The 25515-nt window shown below is 32.6% G+C and carries 19 protein-coding genes; 8 read left to right on the top strand and 11 right to left on the bottom strand.

From position 1 onward, the window contains the following. The first annotated feature begins 42 nt into the window (after positions 1 to 42). A complete protein-coding gene (locus A8975_RS00355; protein WP_134198281.1) occupies positions 43 to 840 on the top strand; it encodes a universal stress protein in 798 nt (265 codons plus the stop codon). A gap of 184 nt (positions 841 to 1024) precedes the next feature. Then, positions 1025 to 3370: a hybrid sensor histidine kinase/response regulator gene (locus A8975_RS00350; RefSeq protein WP_134198280.1), complete on the top strand. Its 2346-nt coding sequence runs from the start codon at positions 1025 to 1027 to the stop codon at positions 3368 to 3370. 7 nt (positions 3371 to 3377) lie between these two features. On the opposite strand, the gene A8975_RS00345 is transcribed toward A8975_RS00350, so the two are convergent. The 4 genes from A8975_RS00345 to A8975_RS00330 all read right to left on the bottom strand — a co-directional run bounded on the left by A8975_RS00345 (position 3378) and on the right by A8975_RS00330 (position 12042). Next, positions 3378 to 6119 (bottom strand): PD-(D/E)XK nuclease family protein, encoded by a 2742-nt coding sequence (locus tag A8975_RS00345; protein ID WP_134198279.1) that lies wholly within the window; start codon positions 6117 to 6119, stop codon positions 3378 to 3380. 72 nt (positions 6120 to 6191) lie between these two features. Continuing rightward, complete coding sequence (locus tag A8975_RS00340) at positions 6192 to 7553, bottom strand: OmpA family protein (protein ID WP_134198278.1); 1362 nt, start codon at positions 7551 to 7553, stop codon at positions 6192 to 6194. A gap of 124 nt (positions 7554 to 7677) precedes the next feature. Beyond that, complete coding sequence (gene kbl / locus A8975_RS00335) at positions 7678 to 8871, bottom strand: glycine C-acetyltransferase (RefSeq protein WP_131506456.1); 1194 nt, start codon at positions 8869 to 8871, stop codon at positions 7678 to 7680. A gap of 24 nt (positions 8872 to 8895) precedes the next feature. Next, positions 8896 to 12042 carry a UvrD-helicase domain-containing protein gene (locus A8975_RS00330; protein ID WP_134198277.1) on the bottom strand — a complete coding sequence of 1049 codons (3147 nt, stop codon included), beginning with the start codon at positions 12040 to 12042 and terminating at the stop codon, positions 8896 to 8898. A gap of 132 nt (positions 12043 to 12174) precedes the next feature. Between A8975_RS00330 and A8975_RS00325 the strand changes: the two genes are divergently transcribed. After that, the gene (locus A8975_RS00325) at positions 12175 to 12783 is read left to right on the top strand and encodes a superoxide dismutase (RefSeq protein WP_131506458.1); all 609 of its coding nucleotides are present in this window, start codon (positions 12175 to 12177) and stop codon (positions 12781 to 12783) included. 707 nt (positions 12784 to 13490) lie between these two features. Here A8975_RS00325 and A8975_RS00320 read toward each other — a convergent pair. Genes A8975_RS00320 through purN form a run of 5 tightly spaced genes read right to left on the bottom strand, consistent with a single transcriptional unit; the run spans position 13491 to position 18351 of the window. Beyond that, complete coding sequence (locus tag A8975_RS00320; protein ID WP_131506459.1) at positions 13491 to 15389, bottom strand: amidophosphoribosyltransferase; 1899 nt, start codon at positions 15387 to 15389, stop codon at positions 13491 to 13493. Positions 15390 to 15447: 58 nt separating this feature from the next. Next, the gene (locus tag A8975_RS00315) at positions 15448 to 16374 is read right to left on the bottom strand and encodes a PfkB family carbohydrate kinase (RefSeq protein WP_134198276.1); all 927 of its coding nucleotides are present in this window, start codon (positions 16372 to 16374) and stop codon (positions 15448 to 15450) included. A gap of 56 nt (positions 16375 to 16430) precedes the next feature. Next, complete coding sequence (locus A8975_RS00310; protein ID WP_134198275.1) at positions 16431 to 17072, bottom strand: viroplasmin family protein; 642 nt, start codon at positions 17070 to 17072, stop codon at positions 16431 to 16433. A gap of 6 nt (positions 17073 to 17078) precedes the next feature. Beyond that, entirely contained in the window at positions 17079 to 17774 is a 696-nt protein-coding gene (locus A8975_RS00305; RefSeq protein ID WP_134198274.1) for a cyclase family protein, read from the bottom strand. A gap of 10 nt (positions 17775 to 17784) precedes the next feature. Next, entirely contained in the window at positions 17785 to 18351 is a 567-nt protein-coding gene (purN, locus tag A8975_RS00300; RefSeq protein WP_134198273.1) for a phosphoribosylglycinamide formyltransferase, read from the bottom strand. Positions 18352 to 18535: 184 nt separating this feature from the next. Here purN and A8975_RS00295 point away from each other — a divergent pair, with 184 nt between their 5' ends. The 5 genes from A8975_RS00295 (at position 18536) to pyk (ending at position 22828) form a co-directional block, all read left to right on the top strand. Then, the gene (locus A8975_RS00295) at positions 18536 to 18769 is read left to right on the top strand and encodes an acyl carrier protein (RefSeq protein WP_008269813.1); all 234 of its coding nucleotides are present in this window, start codon (positions 18536 to 18538) and stop codon (positions 18767 to 18769) included. A 13-nt stretch (positions 18770 to 18782) separates the two neighbouring features. Further along, on the top strand, positions 18783 to 20033 hold the full coding sequence (gene fabF, locus A8975_RS00290) for a beta-ketoacyl-ACP synthase II (RefSeq protein WP_129759883.1): 1251 nt from the start codon (positions 18783 to 18785) through the stop codon (positions 20031 to 20033). A 7-nt stretch (positions 20034 to 20040) separates the two neighbouring features. Then, a complete protein-coding gene (gene rnc, locus A8975_RS00285; protein ID WP_129759884.1) occupies positions 20041 to 20787 on the top strand; it encodes a ribonuclease III in 747 nt (248 codons plus the stop codon). 115 nt (positions 20788 to 20902) lie between these two features. Beyond that, positions 20903 to 21382 carry an IPExxxVDY family protein gene (locus A8975_RS00280; RefSeq protein ID WP_131506464.1) on the top strand — a complete coding sequence of 160 codons (480 nt, stop codon included), beginning with the start codon at positions 20903 to 20905 and terminating at the stop codon, positions 21380 to 21382. A gap of 3 nt (positions 21383 to 21385) precedes the next feature. After that, entirely contained in the window at positions 21386 to 22828 is a 1443-nt protein-coding gene (pyk, locus tag A8975_RS00275) for a pyruvate kinase (RefSeq protein ID WP_134198272.1), read from the top strand. Positions 22829 to 23016: 188 nt separating this feature from the next. Here the strand turns inward: pyk and A8975_RS00270 are convergent, their stop codons facing one another. Then, positions 23017 to 24054 carry a hypothetical protein gene (locus tag A8975_RS00270; RefSeq protein WP_134198271.1) on the bottom strand — a complete coding sequence of 346 codons (1038 nt, stop codon included), beginning with the start codon at positions 24052 to 24054 and terminating at the stop codon, positions 23017 to 23019. A gap of 351 nt (positions 24055 to 24405) precedes the next feature. Beyond that, positions 24406 to 25242 (bottom strand): hypothetical protein, encoded by an 837-nt coding sequence (locus A8975_RS00265; protein ID WP_134198270.1) that lies wholly within the window; start codon positions 25240 to 25242, stop codon positions 24406 to 24408. Positions 25243 to 25515 lie beyond the last annotated feature (273 nt).

Raw genomic sequence — 25515 nt, 5'->3', positions numbered from 1 at the left:
ATGTTTATTTTTGCGAGTAAATTTACTTTTAATTTATAGAATATGAAGAATATTTTAGTTCCTGTTGGTTCGTCAAAAAATGCAGTAAGTCATTTACAGTATGCAGTTGATTTTGCTAAAGCGTTTGGTGCAAAGTTGTATGTAGTACAAGTTTATAACGTGTATACCAAGGCAGGAACTATGATAAAAGTAGATGATATTTTGGAGCGTGAGAGTTTGGAGTTTTTAAAATCTCATGTAGATAAAGTAGATAAAAAGGGTGTTGAGGTAGTGATTAAAACCTTTAAAGGAAAACTTGTTGATACACTTGAATTGGTTTGTAAATCATTAGATATTGATTTAATAATGATTGAACCAAGAACAAATTCGGTTAAAGAAGAAGTGTATTTGGGTAAAACGTCTGGAAAGATTATTAAACAAACCAATATACCAGCATTAATAGTACCTGAAGGGTATAAGTTTAAACCCATTATATATATATTAATGGCATTAAAATCTGCTGTTATTAAAAATCATAATGCACTAATACCACTAAAGTCTATTAAAGACCATTTCAAGTCAATTGTAAATCTTTTATTGGTGAAAACACCTTTTTATAATGAAGGTGACTTTGACGTAGATGAAGAACTTTCAACATTAATAACCAACACCACAAAAAGTGAAAATGCTACTACATTTCAAGGCGTATTGGAGCATTACAAAGACAATGACCCTGACTTACTTTGTGTGGTAAGACGTAAAAGAGGGTTCTTCACTAAACTTTGGGAGAAAAACACAATACTTAAAAGAGATTTTCATAGCTCTAAGCTACCTGTTTTAGTACTTAGCGGATTAAAATAATTTTAGCATTAGCTTATTGTTAGAATTTTGAATTGATAGTAAAAGGTCAATTACTTTTACGCCACAGTTTGTCTAAGATATTGACAACTTTATACTGTTAATGGTACTTTTGTGACTTATAATCGAGTTTTTTGATACTCGATAAGGCTTTTTTGTAAGTTTCGACTGATTAATAGCACCCCAAATGAAATTTATACTACTATTCTGCCTGCTCAGTATAGGATTGTATGCGCAAGAAAATGCATATAACTTAGAAGAGTCTTCAAACAAACTTTACAATTTTGCTGAGTTTACTGCAACTGACAAACCTGAATTATTAATTGAAGAGGTTTTAAACAGCAATTTAGAATTTACTCCACTTACTTCTGACAATCATAGTATTGGTTTTACTTCACAGAGTTTCTGGACCAGATTTAAACTTTTTAATCCAGATAGCGAATCAAAAACTTACTATCTGCAAACAGCAAGACCAATAACTGATATTGCTGATTTATATCAAATATCAAAAAATGGCATTGAAAAGTTTAGTAGTGGAGACCAAATTCCTTTTAATGAAAGGCAGGTTGAACATAGAGAAACCATTTTCAAAATAACATTACCAGCTAATACAACCCAGCAATTTTATTTGCACTTAGCAAGTGATGGCGAAACCATAAACATACCATTAGACATTTATAGTGAGTTTGATTTTTGGGTAATGAACTATAAACAACAATTATTTTTAGGGTTGTTTTATGGGTTGTTATTTCTTGCAGGCGTAATTTATCTTTTCTTTTACACCAGTTTAAAAGAAAAAACATTTTTGTATTATGGGCTTTATGTGTTTTCAATTGCTTTAATGCAAGGTGCATTAGATGGTTTAATTTTTCAATACGTATTTCCAAAAGGAGGTTTTATAAACAGTAGAGCAGTAATGATAGCTGCATTGGCATCAAACTTCTTTTTACTTAAATATTGTGAGTACTTTTTAAAGGTAAAACAGCGAACACCAAAAATATACAGTGTTTTTAAAGGCATTTATATTTTTATTGCTGCACTATTTGTTATGGTGTTCCTTAGTGAAAAAACACTTGAACTTACCTACCCAATAGCAAACTTAAATGGGCTTATAAGTTTAGTTTTTATACTTGCTACATTATTTATAATACGTTACAAAAAGATAAAAATAGATCCTTATTTTTCTATTGGAATTTTCTTTTTAGTAATAGGTTTGTTAGGCTTTGTAATGAATAATTTAAGCCTATTACCAAACAATTTTTACACACTCAATAGTGCCAAATTTGGTTCAGGTTTTGAGGTGATTTTCTTATCGCTTTCCATGACTAATCTCATCAAAAGGTTACGTATGGAAAAGGAGAAATCTCAGGTTTTAGCTTTAAAGAAATCGGAAGAGATTAGTAAACTAAAAACGTATTTTATGTCTAACATGAGTCATGAATTACGAACACCCATAAATGCTATTATGGGTATTGCTGAGAATCAATTAGAAACTAATAAAAGCAATACAAGCAGAAAGAATTTTGAAATCATTAAAAATGCGTCACTTAGTTTGTTGAGTAACGTAAATGATATTCTAGATTTTGAAAAGATTGAAAAGAAGGAACTCAAGTTAAGAAGTGAAGAGTTTAACCCTTCTGTAGTACTTAATCAGATAAGCTCAAATTGGAAGTTAGAAGCCGAAAAGAAAGGGTTGACTTATGCTTTTGAAATGGATTACAACATTCCTACGAGAGTAAAAGGAGATAAAGAGCGTTTTGTTCAAATAATAAACAACATCCTTAACAACGCCATTAAATTTACAATAAAAGGAGGCGTTCATTTAAAACTTAGCTGTACTCAACAGCCAAATGATTTGTCGCGTTTTTCTTTTGTGGTTTCTGATACAGGTGTTGGAATGTCTGATGATATGAAAGAGAATATGTTTGATAGTTTTAACCAAATGAAGCATGATAACAAAAGGCAATTTGGAGGAATTGGCTTAGGAATGACCATCGCAAAGTACTTAGTTGAACTTTTTAACGGTACAATTAGTATAGAAAGTAGTGAAGGAAAAGGGACTAAGGTTTTTGTTGAGCTTCCTTTAGAAGTTATTAGTAAACCTAAAGAAGAATCATTTTTAAATGTTAACCAAAAAGACCCTTTAAAAGTCTTGGTGGTTGAAGACAATGTGATGAACCAAATGATTATGCGCAAGCTTTTAGGAAGTTCAGAGCATATTAATTTTGCTGTGGCGCAAAATGGTCAGGAGGCTTTAGAAATTCTAAAAAAAGATGTTTACGATGTTGTTTTAATGGATTTACAAATGCCAGTAATGGATGGTTATGAGGCTACAAAAATCATTAGAAGTGGAACATTAGGACAAGTTATTGGCGAAATTCCTATTATAGCAGTAACTGCTGATGCAATGCAAGAAACCAGACAACGAGTGCTTGATATTGGTATGAATGACTATATGACCAAACCAGTAAATAAAGACTTATTAATGGAAAAAATAAATTACTGCTGTAAACCTAAACTACAAATAGCATAAGTGGGCTTTAAACTTCTTTTTCTATAAAATCGATATTTGGATTACAAATTTCTAAAATAAGATTTTTTAACTCTACCGTATAGTTCTCTAAGGTTTCTTGAGAAATTAATGTGTTTTTGTTTTCAGTGAATTTTAAAAACCCACTGCCTAAGTTTTTAAACGAAATTATTCCTGCTTCAACAGGTGCTGTAAACGGCTTTTTAGAGTTTAACATATAAGCATAAGCCAGTATTTGAAATGGTTTACTGTATTTATCATAGTCGGTAGTTAGATCTTCCCATTGAGAAATTTTAACTTTAGAAGCCTCTACTTTTCCAGATTTATAATCAATAATACGAGTAGTACCATTAAACTCATCAATTCGGTCCACTTTTCCTGTTAAATAAACAGGAAAGTCTAGTTCAGGAATATCAATTTTCACTTTATTATCTTCTTCAACCGAAATAATTTTTATAGTATTTCCTTGCTGAAGCGCATCTATTTCTAAATCTAAAAAATTAGAAACATACCGCTTTGCTATTTCAAAAATGATAAGGTTTTTACCTTTTGTGGTATCCCCTTTTTTATATTCATTTTTAAAGTGCTTTAAAACAGTATCATGTATTTTAGGCTTCATTGCTTCAACGTCTTTAGAAGTAAGCTCTTTGCCAATGTAAGGCGTATAAAAGTCCTCTAAAGTGTTGTGGATTGTAGTTCCTAACGTATTAGCTGCAACAGTTTCTTCAACATCATCAAACTCTTTAATTCCGAGAATTTTTTGCTTATAAAAGTCAATTGGGTTTCTAATGTAATTTGTTAATGAAGAAGGCGAGAACCCTTTTTCTGCAATTTCTTTTATGCGAGATAGTACTGCATCAGTCTTTTTAATTTGAGTGAGACTTTGTTGAATAGCAGGTACTTTAGGCGACACTATGTAATGGTTAATATTGTGTGTGTCATCAATTTCTAATTGAGTGATAAATCTACTTTTTTCATTGCCTTGTAACACATCTGGTTCGGTATTGTAAACCAAAAAAACAGTGTTAGCTCGTTGTAATAGCCTATAAAAATGATATGTGTAAACTGCATCTTTTTCCTTATAGGTTGGCAGGTTGTTTTCTATTTTAACATCAAAAGGAATAAAAGAATTATTACTTTTTCCAGCAGGTAGCACACCTTCATTAATCGAAGCAATAATAACTGTCTCAAAATCGAGAACTCGAGATTCTAGCATTCCCATAATTTGAAGACCTTGCAGAGGTTCTCCCTTAAAATCTAATGTTTCGTTTTTAATAAGTTCTCTATATAAACCATGTAAAGTATTTATAGATTCAATATGCTCATGTTTTGTCAACATTAGTCTTAATGTATTGAATATTTCATTAAACCTATATAAGTACTCTAATGAGAGTAATTGTTTTGATTTATCCTTGTCTAAAAACGCTTTAATAGACATGATAAGTTTGCTACAATTTGATAAGCCACTTCTTGGATTATTGTTCCAATTATTGAAAAGGAGTTCTAATAACTCTGTTTTAGATGGAGCTAATTCAGTAATTCCTTCAGCAGTAATATTAGCAATATTATTGTTTTGAATATGGTCAATTATTGTATCTGCATGGTCAATATCATTATAAACAAGAAGCGGTTTTATAAATTGATGGGACAGTATTGTTATTACATCTTTGTAATACAGAGTTTTTGAAGTTGATTTTTGAATTGCAAATAGTTTTTCAAACAAAGACGCCAATGGAATTGCATTTAAAGGCAAACCCATAGTAATATTAATGGGACCAATATCTTCAGGCATTGAATTTAATAAAGGCATTAATAGGCTTTCATTGCCTAAAACAACAGCTGTGTTTTTTAATGAGCTCTTCTTGTGTTTTAAACGCTGTAGCAACTCACCTATATATTTTACTTGACCAATATTTTTTGGAGTACCAATAATATCTATAGTCTTTGGTTTGGAATAATTGTTCGATAACCAATTGATAGGATTTTTTCTAAAATAAGGCCAATTCGCTTTATGTTGTCTTATAAACATACCAGCATCATGAATTGAATCTTTAAAAAATCGTTGGTCTAAATCCCAATAGATAATAGCTATATCTTGTTGTAAAAGTTCTTGTATTATGGTTTCTTCGGCTTTGTTAAGTGCGTTAAAACCAACAAACACAAATGTCTTTTCTTGGTTTGCAGCTGTAAACTGCTCAAGGTTATTTACTGCTTCTCTATACACCAAGCCTTGGTATCCTTTTCGCTTTGAAATGAGTTGGTCGTTTAATAACTCATAATATTGTTTTAAACGTTTCCAAAAGGCTAGATAGTTTTTAATATAATCGGTTTGATTTTCATCAACTGACCAATGATGATGCTCTATTTCTTTAATAGCAGTTAAGTAATCAAAAATATTTTGAGGCGCTACAAGATAACGGTCTATTTCATTAAAATCCTGAAGCAGTATTTGAGCCCATTTATAAAATTGGTCAAAGGGCTCCACATTTTCTTTTGGAGTTACCTTAAGATATACATCATAAAACTCAAAAATCAACTCGGTATTATTGATGTATTGTAAGTTAGATAGTGTTTCTACAAATGTTTCAGTAGAAAGAATTTCAGGTGCAAAAAAAGTGCTTTTAAATACTTTAGATAATTCGTGTTTTAAGAAAACACCAGCTCTTTTACTAGGAAGTACAAAGGTTAATTCTGAAACGTTGAGGCTTTTTTCATGTATGTCAATAATAACCTCTTCTATAAAACTTGTCATATCATAAAAATAAAAAACGCTCCGAATTTCGGAGCGTTTTTTAAACTTATTTTATAGTGTTTTAAAACTTAATTATTTTTTAAGTTTTACTTCTACACGTCTGTTGTTTTTTCTTCCAGAAGCAGTAGAGTTAGAATCTATTGGGTTAGCTTCACCAAAACCAGCAGCAGTTAATCTGTCAGCGTTGATACCGTTAGCGATTAAGTAATCTCTTACAGCGTTAGCTCTTCTTTCAGATAATAATTGGTTAGATGATTTAGATCCAACGCTATCAGTGTGTCCTTCAATAGAGAAGTTAGCTTGTGGATATTCTTTAAAGATAGCAGTCATAGCTTGTAATACAGGATCAGTTTCTTTTTTGAAAGAAGATTTTCCAGTATCAAATAAGATAGTTCTAGCGTAGTTGTTTAAAGTTTCCATTACTTCAGCAGTAGGAAGAACTTCTGGGCAACCATTGTTAGCAACAGTACCAGCTTCGTTAGGACATTTATCGTCTTTGTCTAATACACCGTCACCATCAGTATCTGGCCATGGGCAACCGTTGTTAGCAGCAGGACCAGCTTCGTTAGGACATTTGTCATCTTTATCAGCAACACCGTCACCATCAGCATCTGGACATCCAGCTAAAGCTTTTAAACCAGCAACTGTAGGACAGTTATCATCTTTATCAGCAACACCGTCACCATCAGTATCAGGGCAACCGTTAAACTCAGCTAAACCAGCTTCGTTAGGACAATCGTCTTTAGAATCTTCAATACCATCGTTGTCAGAATCTGGACAACCGTTGAATGCTTCTAAACCAGGAACGTCTGGACAAGCATCATCTTTGTCATATATACCATCTCCATCAGTATCTTTTCCACCAAATTTGATAGCAAGACCAACTGAATGTTGGAAGTGAGTAGCTAAATAATCTTCAAATGCATGTTTGTAAGATGTTTGTACAGTTAAACCAACGTTTTCACTAAACCAAAGGTTAAAACCTGCAGTACCATTTAATGTACCAGCTCCGATTTCGTTGATCCAAGTGTAACCACCACCTAATCCTAAGTAAGGGTCAATTAATTTAGAGTTGATTAATTTTGCAAAGCTATATTTTACTGTACCATCTAAAGCGTAGTAAGATAAATCGTCAACTGTAGAATCACCAAAGCTATCAATTTCATTGATAGAACCAGCAGCAGTTAATGTAAACCCATCACTTAAATATCTAGAAACAGATACTGTAGATAATGATGGCAAAAAGTTGTAGTGATCACTAAGGTTGAAAAACTCGTCAAAGTATTCACCTAACGGAGCATCTTCTCCAGTAGGATAAAAGTCAACTGCATTTACACCAATTCCAACAGCCCAAGGATTGTTTTCATCTTGTGCATTAGCATTGAAGCTTAATAAAAGCAACATAGCGAAAAATAATCTGCTAAGATTTTTCATATTCTAATAATTTTAATTTTAAGTGTTAATTGTAAGCAAAAGTAAGTTGTTAAATTTTATTAACAAAGACAAATATATAAAAATATTGATTATTTGCCCTAAAATAGAGGTGTTTGGAACAAATTTAAATTATTTCTAAAGATTTTCCAACCTTAATAAAAGCAGCAATAGCCTTATCTAAGTGCTCTTTTGTGTGTGCTGCCGAGAGTTGTACTCTAATTCTTGCTTTTTCTTTAGGAACTACAGGGAAAAAGAATCCAATCACGTATATTCCTTCGTTTAAGAGCATTTTTGCCATTTTTTGAGACAATTTAGCATCATATAGCATCACAGGAACAATAGCTGAGTCTCCGTCAATGATGTCAAAACCAGCGTCTTTTAACCCTTTTTTAAAATAAGCAGTATTGCTTTCTAAAGTATCTCTTAATGAGGTGTCTTTGGCAAGCATATCAAAAACCTTAATAGAAGCTCCTACAATTGCAGGTGCCAATGAGTTTGAAAACAGATATGGTCTTGAGCGTTGACGCAGTATTTCAATAATTTCTTTTTTACCAGTTGTATAACCTCCCATTGCTCCTCCAAGAGCTTTACCTAATGTTCCGGTTATAATATCTATTCGTCCTAAAACGCCTTTGTCTTCAAGTGTTCCTCTACCTGTTTCACCAATAAAACCAGCAGCATGACATTCATCAATCATAACCAACGCATCATACTTATCAGCCAAGTCGCAAATTTCATCTAAAGGCGCAACTAAACCATCCATTGAAAATACTCCATCTGTGACAATAATTTTAAAACGCGCTCCATTTTCATTAGCTGCAATTAATTGCTTTTCAAGATCTTCCATGTTGTTATTTTCATAACGGTATCTTGCTGCTTTACATAAACGAACACCATCAATTATTGAGGCGTGGTTAAGCGAGTCAGAGATAATAGCATCTTCTTTTCCTAATAATGGTTCAAAAACACCACCATTAGCATCAAAAGCTGCGGCATAGAGTATAGTGTCTTCAGTACCATAAAACTCAGCTATTTTTTCTTCAAGTTCTTTATGAATATCTTGTGTTCCGCAAATAAAACGAACAGAAGACATTCCAAATCCATGTGTATCCATTGCGTCTTTAGCTGCTTGTACAACTTCAGGATGTGAGGATAAACCTAAGTAATTATTAGCGCAAAAATTTAAAACATTTTCTCCTGTAGTTAAAGTAATTTCGGCACCTTGAGGCGAAGTAATTATACGTTCTTCTTTGTAAAGACCAGCTTCTTTTATGTCTTTTATTTCGTTTTGTAAGTGTTGTTGTATCTTTCCGTACATATCGTCTTTGGTTTTTTTACAAAGTTAAAATTCTTTTACCTGAATATCATCATTTATGTACACAAGAATTTTTTTGGTCACGTTGTAATTCATGTCTTGTAAAACTGAGGTGTAGAGTTCTAATTGTTGCTTATGAGAGCTTTTTTCAGCTCCAGTTTTGTAGTCTATAATTATTGCTTTATTGGTGTTTATTACTAAACGGTCTGGTCGTAAAATTTGACCGTCTTTAGTAATGATATCTCTTTCATTGTAAATCAAATTATCGCTTTCAAAGTAAGGTTTCAAGAGTTGGTGATCAACAATTTTTAAAACCATTGGTTTTAGTTCGTCGTATTGTTGACTATTGATAGTTCCTGATTCGATGTACTGATTGAACACAAAATCAATATCTTCTTTGGTTTTAATTTCAGCCATGATATTATGAACCAAATTCCCTTTTTCAATAGATTTCTCTTGATCAGTATCCCATAAATAAGCCGAATTGGTAATGATATTTAAATTGTGTTGCGCTCTTGAAGTAGAAATAAATAGCTCTTGTTGAACAGTTGGTTCTGCTTCATGCGACTGCAATGTTCTTTTTGGGTTTCCAAAAGTATATTCGGTTTCAGTGTCATTCCACAGTGCTTTAGATTTTAAGAAATTGATAAAAAGCCCTGAATAGTATTTTAGCTTCTCTTCGTTTTTAGCGTCTGTGTCATATTCTGAAATGACATATAATTGTTCAACAGCTCTGGTCATAACAACATACAGTAAGTTAATGGCATCGAGCTCTAATTCAGATTGATAGTTTGTATAAATTTCGTTACCAGTGTTATCTAGTTCCTCAAGGTCTTTATTTAGGTTGATGTACATGTGTGAGAAACCATTAAACGCTTCAGTATTTACAGGAAACCAAACTTTTGGAGACATGTCAAAATAAATATTCTGATTAGCATAAGGGAAAATCACCACAGGAAATTCTAATCCTTTAGATTTATGAATAGTCATTATTTGTACTGCATTATCGTTTTGTGATGATACAATACTTAGCTTATCTTTTTTGCGTTCCCAAAACTCTAAAAAACTAGAAATACTAGAACCGTGTTTTTGTGAAAAATCGAGAATTTCATCTAAATAAAACTGAATATAAGCATTTGAGGTTGTATTTAATTTAAAGGCTCTTATAATATGTTCTACGGCTTCATAAATTGGCAAGCTAGAAAATGTCCCAAAGTGAAAATTGAAACCATACTCTTTCAATGCAGTAAATAGTTTGCTTGATGGTAAATGCACCAAACTACTAACAAAATCATGTTTTTGTTCAAGTTTTAAGCTGTGTTCAGCAATGAAGAGTAAAATATCACATTTTACTTCATTATTTTGAGGCTGTATGCTTAGTTGTAAAATGGACGTTATAAAGTTAACCTCAGGAGCATTTTTGAGCATAAGCGATTCTGAAGACACTACATTTATTCCATTTTGACTTAAATATTCGGCAATTGCGATTCCTTCTTTACTTTTTCGGGTAATAACACAAATATCACCTAGCTTAAAGCCATTGTCCAAAGCCTTGTAAATTGAGAACAGTGTTTTTTCGCAATGTAATTCATCCTTATCTTGATCTTTGGTATTTAAAAATGAGAGTTCTACATAACCGTTTTCTTGAATAAAAACGTCTTGTGAACTCGCTTGATAAATAGCTTGATGTTCAGGACTTGATAGCGCAAAACTACTAATGTGCTTAAAGAAATCATTATTAAAATCTACAACAGTTTTAGTACTTCTAAAATTATAATCTAAATGCTTGGTGGCAATCTCAATATGAAACGGATTGACCTTTTCGGTATACATATCAATAAACTGTTCTGCTTTTCCACCTCTCCATCTGTAAATGGCTTGTTTAGCATCGCCAACTAGCATTATGGAACCTGTTTCGCCTTTTAAATTCTCACCTGAAAGCACATTGTCTGCTAAAGGAATCAGGTTTTGCCATTGCAAAACCGAAGTGTCTTGAAACTCATCAATAAAATAATGTTTAAACTTTTCACCCAAACGTTCATATATAAAAGGAGCTGGTTGATGTTTTATCTCTTTATGAATAATAGAATTAAATTCTGAAATCAGTAAGAGGTTGTCTTCTTCTTTCAGTTCATTTAAAGTATTGTTTATAGCGTTTAAAACCGAAAGAGGCGTAATGTTTTTTATGCAATTGTTTAAAAATTTATATTCAGAAACCGCTTGTTTTGTATCGTTAAAAGCTAAAATAAGTTGAGGCTGTATAGCATTAATAGTGTCAGCAACTTCATTTGAAACACGTTTAGGGTATAAGGTGTTGCCTTCAAGAAGGTCGTTTTGCCAACCTAAATTAAACGATACATTTACATCAGAACTACTAAGTTTTTGAAAATACTTAGGTAAATAGCCTCTGGAAAAATCGTTGTGTTCTAAACCTACTTCATTTATTAGCGTTAAAACTTTATTTGATGTTTCTACTAGGCTTGACTCTTTGGCTTTGAGGGTTTTAATAAGTACAGACTTTAAATCTGAAAAATCCTTTAATTGTTTGCTTTCAAGTTGCTCAATAAATTCAATATCATTTTCATTAACCAGTAGTTTAGCAATAGTATTAAAATCATAAGAGATGTCCCAGCTTCTATCGTCATCGGCTTTTTCAATAGCAAAGTCAACCAGCACTTTAGTTAGTTGCTCATCTTCTCCTGCTTTATCAATAAGCTTATCTACAGCTTTGGCAAGTAAATAAGGCGTATCTAGTTCAACTTCAAAATTTACAGGAAGTTTTAAGTCGTGTGCAAATGTTCTAATAAGCCTATGGTTAAACTTGTCAATAGTTGAAATATCAAAAGACGCATAGTTATGAATAATAGTTTGCAGTATTACTTTTGATTTTTCATGAAGCTCATTTGGCGAAATATCAAGCTCTTCAACCAAAAGGGAGAACATACTATTAGGGTGTTCTATAATTGAAGTCTCAGAAAACGCTTTAAGCATATTTATAATACGCTCTTTCATTTCATTTACTGCCTTATTAGTAAAGGTTAGAGCTAACACAGTTCTAAAAGCAAGTAAGCTGTTGGAGTTCAGTAAAATTTTCAAATACTCTTTAACCAGTGTAAACGTTTTTCCGCTACCTGCAGATGCATTATAAATGGTAAAAGCCCTGTTTTTTAGCATGTAGAAATTTTTGATACAATATAAAAACAATCAATAGATTGATAACAATATATTATTTTAAATCATCTGTTTTTTTGCGTATTATGTGTAAATTTGAAGAAATAAACAATAACAACATAAAAATCAAATATTATGGCTTTTGAATTACCAAAATTAAAATATGCTTACGATGCTTTAGAACCAAATATTGATGCACGTACAATGGAAATACACCATTCAAAGCACCATCAAGGATATACAAACAACCTAAATAATGCAATTGCAGGAACAGACTTAGAAGGAAAAACAATTGAAAATATCTTAGACAATTTAGATATGGACAATAAGGCTGTAAGAAATAATGGAGGAGGTTTTTACAACCACTCATTATTTTGGGATGTTATGAATCCTGAAGGAAAAGGATATTTATCAGGAGAATTAAAAGATGCTATTGAAGCAGAATTTGGTTCGGTAGATGCTTTTAAAGATGCATTTAGTAAAGCAGCAGCAACTCAGTTTGGTTCAGGTTGGGCTTGGTTGTGTGTACATAAAGGCGGAAAAGTTGAAGTATGCTCTACGCCAAACCAAGATAACCCATTAATGCCTGGAGTAGGCTGTGGAGGAACACCAATTTTAGGATTGGATGTTTGGGAGCACGCATACTATTTAAATTACCAAAATAGAAGACCAGATTATATTAATGCATTTTTTAATGTAATTAACTGGAATGAAGTAGAAAGACGTTACGCAGAAGCAAAATAGTTTTTCTAAAAATAAATTAATGAAGAACCAAGCTGAATAGGCTTGGTTTTTTTTATTTCTATAAATGAAAAAAGGTGAACGAGTGTCCACCTTTTTTGCCCCAAATCTACCATAAACTTAACCTACTTATGTTATGGTGACAGCAAATATATAGCGACATGTTTCAAACTGTTAAATTTATTAGATAAACGACACATAAATTAGCTTAAAAGATTTTTTGTTAGTTAAAAGTGTTGATATATCTAAGGGTTTTGAAGATTTTGAGTTTTATTGGGTGAAAAAGTTTTTGAGAGAAGACCTACTTTGAAAAAATAAAAAAGGTGAACGAGTGTCCACCTTTTTTGCCCCAAATCTACCATAAACTTAACCTACTTATGTTATGGTGATGACTAATATAGAGCTACTTACAATAAAGTGTTAATAAAATAGATAAACGACACAAAAATTAGTTTAAGGAATTTTTTGAGCTTAAAATGAGATATAATGAAAATGTGAAAGGAAATTTTAAACGAATTGCATAAAAAAAGGTGAACAAGAGTTCACCTTTTTTTGCCCCAAATCTACCATGAACTTAACCTACTTATGTTATGGTCTTACTAAAGTATGCGTAATTTGTTAACAAAGTACAAATATTAGATGAAATGCATTTTTTTTAGATAAACAACGCATTTTTTCGGATAAAGTGTATTTTTTCTCGGTTTTTTTACTTAATAAGCACGCTCTTTATTTCCTTCGTAAAAATTAATGAAAGCCCTGTTAACCACTCTGTTACCTCCAGCAGTTGGGTAATTGCCTGTAAAGTACCAATCGCCCAAATTTTTAGGACAAGCTTTGTGTAAATTTTCTACCGATTGAAAAATGGTTTCCACTTTAGCACTTACTGTGTCGTCAGAGATTAATTCTGAAATCTTATCAGAAATTTCTTCGTCAGTAAATACATCATATAAATCTTTTACAAAATTGTGTACATCTTTGTCTTCAAGATCGACCTGAGCTTTACATTTATTATAAACTTCTTCAACTAAGTGATACTTGTTATTTTCTTTTAATAATTCTAACATAGCTCTAAAAGCAATTAAGTCTTCTAGTCTTGCCATGTCAATACCATAACAGTCGGGATAGCGTATTTGAGGAGCAGAAGAAACCACAACAATTTTTTTAGGGTTTAATCTGTCCATCATTTTAATAATACTCTTTTTAAGGGTTGTACCTCTTACAATACTATCATCAATGATTACAAGATTATCATTTGGTTTTATAACACCATACGTTACATCATAAACGTGCGCAACTAAATCGTCTCTACTACTGTCTTCAGTAATAAATGTTCTTAGTTTTACATCTTTAATAGCAACCTTTTCTATTCTAGGTCTTTCCGATAGTATTTCAGTAACACGTTCAGCCGAAAGCATACCGTTGCCATCTAAAATAGCTTGGGTTTTCTTTTCGTTAAGGTGTTTTTCTACAGTTTCAATCATTCCAAAAAACGACGTTTCAGCAGTATTTGGAATGTATGAAAATACAGTGTTTTGTGTGTCGTTATTAATGGATTTGAGAACTTTAGGCATTAACAGTTTACCTAGCTCTTTTCTTTCTTGATAAATTTCGGCATCACTTCCTCTAGAAAAATAAATACGTTCAAACGAACACGCTTTTCTTTCAAGTGGCTCTATGATTTGTTTTATTGAAACTTCTCCAGATTTTTTGGTAATAATAGCGTGTCCTGGTTCTAGTTCTTTTACTTCTTCAAACGGAACATTAAAAACAGTTTGAATTACAGGACGCTCAGAAGCTACTACTACAACTTCATCATCTTTATAATAATATGCAGGTCTTATACCAGCAGGATCTCTTAAAACAAATGCATCTCCATGACCAAGTAAACCAGCCATAGCATAACCACCATCCCAGTTTTTGGATGACTTTTTTAGGATCTTTGCAATATTAAGACGCTCGGCTATTAATGGAGAACACTCATGTTTACTGTAACCTTCTTGCTTTAGTTTTTTGTAAACTTTAGAAACAGCATCATCCAAAAAATGACCGATTTTTTCCATAATGGTAATTGTGTCGGCTTTTTCTTTTGGGTGTTGTCCTAATCTTACAAGACCATCAAATAACTGATTAACATTGGTCATGTTAAAGTTTCCTGCAACAATAAGATTTCTGTGCATCCAGTTATTTTGTCTTAAAAACGGATGAACACTCTCTACACTGTTTTTACCAAATGTTCCATAACGAACATGACCTAAAAGCACCTCTCCTATGTAAGGAATGTTCTTTTTTTGTGCTTCTACATCATCAGCATATTCAGGATGTTCACTTAATTCTTTATTGATACGATCGTTAATTTGCCCAAAAATATCTTGAATGGGTTGTTGAGCAATAGAGCGCACTCTACTTATATAACGTTCTCCTGGAGTTGTATCTAATTTAATGCTGGCAAAACCTGCACCATCTTGTCCACGATTGTGCTGTTTCTCCATCATGAGATACATTTTGTTTACGCCATAAAAAGCACTCCCATATTTTTCTTTATAAAATTCTAATGGTTTTAAAAGCCTTATTTGTGCGATTCCGCATTCGTGTTTTAAAGCATCACTCATTGTGTTGTGTTGTTGTGAGTTACAAAAATAAAACGCGCTCAGTTTTGAGCGCGTTGGTTTATGTTAGTTCAATATCAAATTGTGTTAAGTCTTTAAACTGCTGCAAGCGTTGATGAACTTCTTTTTTAGGGAGGTTTTTCATGCGCTCTGTACCAAATTTTTCTACACAAAATGAGGCCAGTGTAGAGCCATAAATAACAGCGTTTTTCATGTTTTCAAAAGAGACATCTCCTGTTTTTGCTAAATAACCTGCAAATCCGCCAGCAAAAGTATCACCTGCTCCAGTTGGGTCAAACACCTCTTCAAGAGGTAAAGCAGGAGCATAAAACACACTATCGTCATGAAACAACAATGCACCATGCTCTCCTTTTTTAATAACTACATATTTTGGTCCCATTTCATGAATTTTTCTTGCAGCTACTACAAGAGAATATTCTCCTGTTAATTGTCTAGCTTCTTCATCGTTAATGGTAATAACATCAACACGCTTTATAACATTGTGTAAATCTTCAAGCGCTGAGTCCATCCAAAAATTCATAGTGTCTAAAATAGCCAGTTTTGGCTTTTTAGTCATTTGATCCAAAACACTAGATTGTACTATTGGGTGTAAGTTACCAAGCATTACAATTTCAGCGTCTTTATAATCTTGTGGTACAACAGGATTGAAATCAGCTAATACATTAAGCTCAGTTGCTAAGGTATCTCTAGAGTTCATGTCGTTATGGTAGCGACCACTCCAAAAGAACGTTTTACCGTCTTTTATGATTTCTATTCCTGAAATATCAATATTTTTTTCAGATAATAAATCTAAATATTCTTGAGGAAAATCTCCTCCAACAACCGATACAATTGCAGAATCTACATTAAACTGTGAAGCAGACAAACCTATAAAAGTTGCTGCTCCTCCCAATATCTTATCGGTTTTTCCGAAAGGTGTTTCAATAGCATCAAAAGCTACAGTACCTACGATTACTAATTTGCTCATAAAGAGATTTCAAAATTTTGTGCAAAGATAGGGTTTTAAGCTCTAAATAACGAATATTATTTTCTGCCGAAATCTGCAGGAATTTCTCCCCAAGCTTTGGTTTCCCATTTTACAATTACGGTAGTGTAAGTATTATTTTTTAACCAGTTTACTGCTCTGTCAACAAGTTCAAAGAGTACCTTGTTTTTATCATTGCGCTCTAGTTTGGTATTACAGGTTTTCTTTTTTACCCAACTCATTGCAGTTTTAGAATCGGTATATATTAAGCAATTACTGTTTTTCTTTTTTAGCAGAGCTAAACCATGAACAATGGCTAAAAATTCACCAATATTATTTGTGCCTTCTTCAAAAGGACCTTGAATAAAGAGTTGCTTTTTTGTTTTGGTGTCTACACCTCTATATTCCATTTTTCCAGGGTTTCCGCTGGAAGCTGCATCAACAGAGATTGAGTTGTAATTAGGCTGACCTATTTTTTTTAACTGTGCTTCAGAAAGTTCGCTTTTAAATGTTTTGTTTTTCCCTACGTAGTCAAAATAATTACTTTTTAAAGCCTTTTTAGCGGCTTCAAATGTGGGAAACGATTTGTATTGAGCACCTTGAAAATCTTTTATTTGAGCTTTGCAATCATCCCAAGATTCAAAAACACCTGTGTGATGGCCTTTCCAAACTGTGTAGTATTTTTTCTTTTTTTTGGACATGAACTACTAATTTTCAAAAACAGCAACAGCTCTTACAGGAGAACCTGTTCCTCCTTTAATCTTTAAAGGTAAGGCAATAAAACGAAATCTTTTTCTTCCTATTAACTTATATAAATTAACCATGTTTTCATAGTGCGTAAATCCTAATTCACCACAAATATGATGTACTTCTTTGTTTGAAATTCCTGAAACACCTGGAGACATTGTTTCCACTCCAAAAGCAGCAATTTTTTGATTTCCCAACCATCTGGCTGCTTCTGCACTAATTCCTGGTCCTTTGCTCCAGTTTTCCGTTCCAAATGCTTTTCTATAATGGTCTGTATAAATTAATACAGTATCATTTTTTTTAATGCTTACATCTTGCTTTTTACAAGCGGTTTCCAAATCGCTTATTTCAATTAATTCTCTAAAAGATTTGTGAGAAAGGTCTAAGCAAATTCCTTCTGTATAAAACATTGATAAAGGCATTGTGTCGATAGACTGACCTTTATATTGTTTTGCCATGTGGTTTAAAGCGTCAACATGAGTGCCTGTATGCTCGCCTAATTCTAGTTTATGTACAGCAGGCGTTTTGGTTTTAGAATCAAAATCGCCATCCCAATCTTCGTGGGTGTTATGAACAGACATTTTTACTTGAGGCAAATCTTTATAAACAGGCATACCTTCATAAATGTCTTGGCTTAAATCTATAATTTCAGTCATTGCCTTAGTATTATGACTTTAATAAGTCTTCAACTACTTTTGGAAAATACTCCATTTCAAGCTCATGAATTTTTGCCGCTACAGCTTCAGCAGTATCAGACGATTCTACGCTACATTTAGCCTGAAAAATAATAGCACCTTCATCATAGTTTTCGTTAACATAATGAATGGTAATACCAGTTTCGGTTTCGTTATTTGCTACAACAGCTTCATGAACGTGCATACCGTACATACCTTTTCCTCCATATTTAGGTAATAAAGCAGGATGAATATTAATGACTTTATTAGGGAAATGTTGTAAAATATGCTCAGGAAACTTCCATAAAAAACCAGCTAGTATTATTAAGTCTGGTTGAGCAGCTTTTAGGATGTTTAGGACATCATTGGTTTTTGAGAAAGCAACTCTGTTGAATGATAAAGCGCTAACGTTCAGGTTTTTTGCGCGTTCTAGTACTTTGGCATGAGGATTGTTGGTCAACACCTGAATAACAGACGCATTATCTCTGTTGTGAAAAAACTTAATTAAATTTTCAGCATTGGTTCCACTTCCGGACGCAAAAATTACAATACGTTTCATTTACAGATATAATGTTAGGATTATTCGAAACAAAAAAAAGAATAATTATTAACAATTAGAAGCCAAAATAGAAATACTTAAAAGTAATTTTAGTAAATTACATTCACATTTTTAAAGTAAAGATGTGTATTAAATAAAGTTTTTTTATTTTTGCGCTCTAATTAAAACTTAAAATTTAAAAATTATGTCAGACATTGCATCAAGAGTAAAAGCGATTATCGTAGACAAATTAGGTGTTGATGAGAACGAAGTTGTAACTGAAGCAAGCTTCACAAACGATTTAGGAGCAGATTCATTAGACACTGTAGAATTAATTATGGAATTCGAAAAGGAATTTGATATCCAAATTCCAGATGATCAAGCTGAGAACATTGCAACAGTTGGTCAAGCTATCTCATATATAGAAGAAGCAAAATAATTCACGTTAATTTATGGAATTAAGGCGAGTTGTAGTTACTGGGTTAGGTGCACTTACTCCTATAGGCAATACCAAAGATCAATATTGGGAAGGCTTATTACAAGGAAAAAGTGGTGCAGCACCTATAACATATTTTGATACTGAAAAGTTCAAAACCAAATTCGCTTGCGAATTAAAAAACTTTAACGCTACCGATTTTCTTGACAGAAAAGAAGCTAGAAAGATGGACAGATTTACGCAATATGCAATGGTAGCTTCTGATGAAGCTATTGCAGATGCGAAACTAGATCTTGAGGCTGTTGATAAATTGAAAGTTGGAGTTATTTGGGGAGCAGGTATTGGAGGTTTGGAAACATTCCAGGACGAAGTACTAAACTTTGCGGCTGGAGATGGAACACCAAGATTTAATCCATTTTTCATCCCAAAAATGATTGCAGATATTGCTCCAGGAAACATATCTATTAAACATGGATTTATGGGTCCTAATTACACAACAGTATCTGCCTGTGCATCCTCTGCCAATGCTATGATTGATGCTTTAAACTATATTCGTTTAGGGCACTGTGATGTTATAGTAACAGGTGGTAGTGAAGCAGCAGTAACCATTGCTGGAATGGGTGGTTTTAATGCTATGCATGCATTATCAACAAGAAACGAAAGTCCTGAAACCGCTTCAAGACCTTTTGACGCAACCAGAGATGGTTTTGTATTAGGAGAAGGTGCAGGAGCAATAATTCTTGAAGAGTACGAGCATGCTAAAGCAAGAGGTGCAAAAATATATGCTGAAGTTATTGGAGGCGGATTGTCTTCAGATGCGCATCATATGACAGCTCCTCACCCTGAAGGTATAGGTGTAATGGCTGTAATGAGAAATTGTTTAGATAATGCTGGTATAAACCCTGAAGAAGTTGACCATATCAACACGCATGGTACATCAACACCTCTTGGAGATGTTGCTGAACTTAAAGCGATTTCGGAAGTGTTTGGTGACCACGCAAAACACATCAATATTAACTCTACTAAGTCCATGACTGGACATTTACTTGGAGCTGCAGGAGCTATAGAGTCTATTGCTGCTATTTTAGCAATAGAACATGGTGTAGTGCCTCCAACAATAAACCACGAAGTAGTAGATGAAACTATTGATCCTGAATTAAATTTAACATTAAATAAAGCTCAAAAAAGAGACGTTAAAGTTGCTATGAGTAATACATTTGGATTTGGAGGTCACAATGCTTGTGTATTATTTAAAAAATTAGATTAATTCCTGAATGAATTACATTCGTAACATATTAAATTCCCGTTCTAACGATAACGGGAATTTTTTTTTGCAACTAAAAAATATTCTAGGGTTTAAACCCAAAAACAAGAACTACTACATTACTGCATTTACCCATCGTTCTATGAATATAAAGGACAAAAAAGGAAATGCAATTAACTATGAAAGACTAGAGTTTGTTGGCGATGCCATGTTAAGCTCAGTAATAGCAGCTTATCTTTTTAGCGAAGTTCCTCATGGAGATGAAGGCTATCTTACAAAAATGCGTTCTAAAATTGTAAGTAGAGAACACCTTAACGAATTGGGTAAAGAGCTTAATTTAATTGACTTTGTAGAAAGCAAAATTTCAAAATCCAATTTTGGTAATAACATTCATGGTAATCTTTTTGAAGCCTTAGTTGGAGCCATATTTTTAGACAGAGGTTATAGATACTGCGAAAAATTTATTTTTAAAAGAGTAATTAATCCGCATGTTGATATTGAAACCCTAGAAGGTAAGGTTATTAGCTACAAAAGCTTACTTATTGAGTGGTGCCAAAAAGAAAAAAAGACCTTTGACTACAATGTGTATGAAGATACAGGAAACGATAACCTAAAACACTTTTCGGTTAAATTATCTATAGACGATAAAGTGGTGGCAAAGGCAAGAGCAACTTCAAAAAAGAAAGCCGAAGAAAAGGCTTCAAAACGTGCTTTTTTTGCGTTTCAAAATAAAATTACCAAATTTTTTAACGAATAATTAGACGCTTGTAAAAATTCAAACGTTTTCGTTAACAGGTCTTGATAAGATTAATGTTAACTTCATTTTTTAATTATTATATTATACTATATTTACAGCGTATAGTTGATTAATTATGGCATTGCATAAATTACTTGTTGACGATTTCTATGATGCTTCTTTCACGCTTTTAGCTATTCATTGCAGACTGGAAGATTATAGATTGGCTTATCTTCTTAATAAAAATTTAGAGATAAATTTAGAGCGTAAACCACAAGATTTAGACTACAAGTATTTTTCGGCATCTTACTCTATTTATGAGTGGGAAGACAAAGAACAATACACTACTTGGAACCTTATGTCCAATGTGTGTAAAAAAGAAGAAGACAGCCTGCAAAGTACAGGATCTTTATTTGAAGCTCAAGGCAAAGTCTTAAAAACATATCACCTATTACCAGAATTGAAAAACGTTGACTATCTGTTTAAAATAGATAATGACACCCAATATTTAAACGAGAAAATAATTCTCAATAAAATACAGTCTATACCACAAGTTATTACAGCTTACAGTGTAGATGTAGAACAACTAAAATCTAAAGACCACTTAATTTTTTAATTAATGCCAAAAAGAAAGAAAACCAAAATAGTAGCAACATTAGGACCAGCAACCAGTACAAAAGATGTTTTAAAAGGCATGCTAGAGGAAGGTGTTGATGTGTTTAGAATTAACTTTTCACATGCCGACTACAAAGATGTTGAACAGCGCATAAAAATGATAAGAGAGCTTAACGATGAGTTTGGATACAATGCAGCCATTTTAGGTGATTTGCAAGGACCAAAACTTCGTGTTGGCGTAATGAAAGGCGAAGTCATCGTTAATGAAGGTGACGAAATTATTTTTGCAACCGGAAAGCGTTTTGAAGGCACAAAAGAGCGTGTTTACATGACTTATGACAGTTTTCCACAAGATGCAAAACCAGGAGAACGCATACTTTTAGACGACGGAAAATTAATTTTTGAAGTGGTTTCAACCGATAAAAAATCGGAAGTAAAAGCACGCGTTATTCAAGGTGGACCCTTAAAATCTAAAAAAGGAGTTAACCTTCCTAACACCAATATTTCGCAACCTGCACTTACTGAAAAGGATATTGAAGACGCCATTTTTGCAATAAAAATGCAAGTAGATTGGATTGCGTTATCCTTTGTGCGTCACGCTGAAGATTTAATTCAGCTTGAAGAACTTATCAAAGAACATAGCGAGCATAAAATTCCAATTATCGCTAAGATTGAAAAACCTGAAGCTGTTGAGAATATCGATAAAATTGTTGCCTATTGCGACGGATTAATGGTAGCTCGTGGTGATTTAGGTGTAGAAATTCCTGCCGAGGAAGTTCCGCTTATCCAAAAGCAATTGGTATTACGTGCAAAACGCGCAAGAATTCCTGTAATTATTGCTACGCAAATGATGGAAACCATGATTTCTAGTTTAACACCAACACGTGCTGAGGTTAACGATGTGGCAAACTCGGTTATGGATGGAGCAGATGCAGTAATGCTTTCAGGAGAAACATCGGTTGGGAGTTATCCAGTACAAGTTATTAGGCAAATGGCAAACATTATTAGAAGTGTTGAAGATTCGCCACTTATACAAGTACCACAATCGCCACCACACATTCGTACCAAGCGTTACATTACAAAATCTATTTGCTACCATGCAGCACATATGGCAAACGAAATTGATGCCAAAGCCATTTCTACATTAACCAATAGTGGTTACACAGCGTTTCAAATTTCGGCTTGGAGACCAAGTTCTCACATCTTGGTATTTACATCCAACAAACGTATTTTAACACAATTAAGCTTGCTTTGGGGAGTTAAAGCGTTTTATTACGACAAGTTTGTAAGTACAGATGAAACCATTGAAGACGTTAACGCTATTGCCTGTAAAAAAGGCTATCTAGAAACAGGAGATATGCTGGTAAGTCTAGCTGCAATGCCTATACAAGAAAAAGGTATGGTAAATACACTAAGAGTTACTGAAATTACAAGCTGTAGTTTTTAAACTATTTTTTGGGCGTTACCACAAGGGTCGCGCTTTCCGCAGTCGCTCTCTTTGAGGAGCTCCAACAATGCTGCAATCGCTAACGCAAACAAAAACCACTGATAATTCAGTGGCTTTTTTGTTTTAGTAGCTTGTTATTGATGAGTGGTTGTGTGCTCTGGCACTTGCTAAAGCAATTTTATACGTTGTTAGCTACTGTACTTTTTTAAATAATATTCACATACTTCATAAGTTTCCTCAAAAGCAGAAAAATTAAGATATAAATTCCATTTCTTATTGTACTCTTGATAAGAACCATGTAAAATTAAATCTCTGTCATCTTTAAACCTGCCTTTAAGAAAATCTAAACGCGTGTCTAAATCAATTAGTACATTTTCTCTATCTATTCCAAATTCGCTTCGATATTCTTTTAAAGTTTTATTCTTTCCTAGCATTAATGACAGTCTTGTTTCATCGATAATTATATCTTTTTTCCAAGTTACATCTCTTAATAATCTATTTAATGACATGTACTTATCTTCAGAAAAGTTTTCTCCTAGTTCGTGAGGTATTGAAAGAAAATTAGCTAATTGTCTTACCATTCCTTCAATGGTTGTAATTAGGATTAAATTGCATCCTCTAAATAGCTTTTTATCATAACATTTAACAGCTTCATTAATGCTGTCAGCGAATGAAAGATAAAATTCGTGATGTTTGACGTTTGGAATAATTTTAGTTTTGATTTCTTTTAGTAAATCTGGTAAATGTTTTCCTAAATCATTTAAATCCAATTCTCCTTTAGATATTTGAATTGCTTGTAAAACAGTTACTCTTCTTGACCATAGAATTTCTGTTCTAATCGCAATATGAAAAGAATTCGATAACATGAATGTAAGGTCTGGTTCAAAAGGTCTGTTCGGACTGATACTGAATTGTTTTTCCTTTTTTAAGTTATCACAATAAATCTTGATTTTGTCTTCATCTAACTCCTCCATTAATTGTTTCACATATCTAGATAAGTTTTCGATGCATTTTTCAGTTTTGAGTTCCTGTCGTTTTGTAAGTTTATCTAGACCTGGCGTAATTGCAAATTCCTTCATCAGCATCATGCAATTATCTATTGTTCTTTTAATGCCATTTTCGCGCTCCAGATAGTCATTTTGAATATCAGTTGGACTTTCGAAATCAAAAATTTTAGTTTTTAATTTGTCAATTATTTCTCCAATTGTAAGTGAATGCGATATCATTTGAGTTATTGTAGCTAATAGTAAAAATAAGGACAGTTTTAATTATCCATATCACAATTAAACGAAGTACGACTATTTTTTTGATAAATTCAAATACCTTAAAACTCAAACTGTAGTTGTACACTCACTACTTTTTCGGGTGTTTTTACAGTGGCTTTTTTATTTAGGAACATAGCAACTTGTCATAGACGAGTGCTAGAAAGTGGTTTTCGTTTAACATATTTGTATATGAAAAAAGTTGCGAAAAAATTCTCAAGACCTTTTCCATAATAGCCGAAAGGCAGTAAAATTGCGTTGAAATTCCGACAGGAATTTTGATCACAATAAATTGCAGTAATTGTTAGCTATAGTTTATAGGCTGCAGTTATTATTTAGAATATCATCCAAAGAAGGATTATATAGATTATTTGTAATTACTAATTCTCCATAGATGCCATTATTGAAGAGATTTGTTAGATCACAGAAATCAGACAATAATTCATTTGGTGCATCCCAACCAAACTGTGTTTCACCTCCAATTATAATATCATCTGTTACTAATAAGTTTTCTAACCCAATTAATGAAGTTAAATTATCATTATTCTGAATATATAAATTTCCATTTATAGCTGTCAAGGTTTCTGCACCTGATAAATTAGTCAGAAAATCACAGTTTTCTATCATTAAATCACCTCCAATTGTTGATAATAAAAGACCTGAAAGAGAAGTTAATGCATAACCCGAAGAAATCTCTAAATTTCCATTAATAGTATTCAGATTATCTAAACCCATAAGATTTTGAAATAAAGAACGCACAATTTTAAAATCACCATTAATTTCAGTTAAATTATCAAGACCACTAAAATTTTCCATAGTATTAATAGAACGAATATAAAAATCACCATTTATAACTGTTAAATTATTTAGTCCATTAAGGTTAACTAAATCATCAACAGAAATAGATAAATTACCAACTTCTTCTAATGAGGATAAAAATCCTAAGTTATTTATATCAGTTATAAAATCTGGGTCACCAATATTTAAGTCGCCTGTAATTTCAGTATAATTATTTGAACCAAAAGACTCTACCTCCTCTTGAGTCAATAAATTGACATCACCAACAAAAATATTTTCATTATTTTCTAATGAATTGTCATTAGAACAAGAGAGAAATGAATTAAGCAGTAATAGAAATAATGTTTTTCTCATAATTTAGTTATTTGTGGTTCTCATGATATAGATGTAAATATTATTAAATGGTTGCGTTAAGTTTTTAAAAAAATTACAACTAATAACTTTCTTAAAGACTAGTTTTTAGCTTAAGTTAAACGAAGTACGACTATTTTTTTGATAAAGTCAACACTTTAAAACTCAAACTGCAATTGTACACTTACTGCTTTTTCAGGTGTTTTTACAGTGGCTTTTTTATTTTAGGAGATAGTAGCTTGTTATTGGTTTAGCAATAAGCGAGTAATAGATTAT

Source organism: Meridianimaribacter flavus, assembly GCF_004366715.1.
GTDB lineage: Bacteria > Bacteroidota > Bacteroidia > Flavobacteriales > Flavobacteriaceae > Gaetbulibacter_B > Gaetbulibacter_B jejuensis.
This window is presented reverse-complemented; position numbering and strand designations above follow the sequence as displayed.

What these genes read in the sequence shown, in the direction of transcription:
- A8975_RS00325 (WP_131506458.1), top strand. Translation starts at nt 12,175, where the DNA reads ATGGCTTTTGAATTACCAAAATTAAAATATGCTTACGATGCTTTAGAA.
- A8975_RS00340 (WP_134198278.1), bottom strand. Translation starts at nt 7,553, where the DNA reads ATGAAAAATCTTAGCAGATTATTTTTCGCTATGTTGCTTTTATTAAGC.
- pyk (WP_134198272.1), top strand. Translation starts at nt 21,386, where the DNA reads ATGCCAAAAAGAAAGAAAACCAAAATAGTAGCAACATTAGGACCAGCA.
- A8975_RS00310 (WP_134198275.1), bottom strand. Translation starts at nt 17,072, where the DNA reads ATGTCCAAAAAAAAGAAAAAATACTACACAGTTTGGAAAGGCCATCAC.
- rnc (WP_129759884.1), top strand. Translation starts at nt 20,041, where the DNA reads ATGAATTACATTCGTAACATATTAAATTCCCGTTCTAACGATAACGGG.
- A8975_RS00315 (WP_134198276.1), bottom strand. Translation starts at nt 16,374, where the DNA reads ATGAGCAAATTAGTAATCGTAGGTACTGTAGCTTTTGATGCTATTGAA.
- A8975_RS00320 (WP_131506459.1), bottom strand. Translation starts at nt 15,389, where the DNA reads ATGAGTGATGCTTTAAAACACGAATGCGGAATCGCACAAATAAGGCTT.
- A8975_RS00270 (WP_134198271.1), bottom strand. Translation starts at nt 24,054, where the DNA reads ATGATATCGCATTCACTTACAATTGGAGAAATAATTGACAAATTAAAA.
- A8975_RS00330 (WP_134198277.1), bottom strand. Translation starts at nt 12,042, where the DNA reads ATGCTAAAAAACAGGGCTTTTACCATTTATAATGCATCTGCAGGTAGC.
- fabF (WP_129759883.1), top strand. Translation starts at nt 18,783, where the DNA reads ATGGAATTAAGGCGAGTTGTAGTTACTGGGTTAGGTGCACTTACTCCT.
- A8975_RS00265 (WP_134198270.1), bottom strand. Translation starts at nt 25,242, where the DNA reads ATGAGAAAAACATTATTTCTATTACTGCTTAATTCATTTCTCTCTTGT.
- A8975_RS00295 (WP_008269813.1), top strand. Translation starts at nt 18,536, where the DNA reads ATGTCAGACATTGCATCAAGAGTAAAAGCGATTATCGTAGACAAATTA.
- purN (WP_134198273.1), bottom strand. Translation starts at nt 18,351, where the DNA reads ATGAAACGTATTGTAATTTTTGCGTCCGGAAGTGGAACCAATGCTGAA.
- A8975_RS00355 (WP_134198281.1), top strand. Translation starts at nt 43, where the DNA reads ATGAAGAATATTTTAGTTCCTGTTGGTTCGTCAAAAAATGCAGTAAGT.
- A8975_RS00305 (WP_134198274.1), bottom strand. Translation starts at nt 17,774, where the DNA reads ATGACTGAAATTATAGATTTAAGCCAAGACATTTATGAAGGTATGCCT.
- A8975_RS00345 (WP_134198279.1), bottom strand. Translation starts at nt 6,119, where the DNA reads ATGACAAGTTTTATAGAAGAGGTTATTATTGACATACATGAAAAAAGC.
- kbl (WP_131506456.1), bottom strand. Translation starts at nt 8,871, where the DNA reads ATGTACGGAAAGATACAACAACACTTACAAAACGAAATAAAAGACATA.
- A8975_RS00350 (WP_134198280.1), top strand. Translation starts at nt 1,025, where the DNA reads ATGAAATTTATACTACTATTCTGCCTGCTCAGTATAGGATTGTATGCG.
- A8975_RS00280 (WP_131506464.1), top strand. Translation starts at nt 20,903, where the DNA reads ATGGCATTGCATAAATTACTTGTTGACGATTTCTATGATGCTTCTTTC.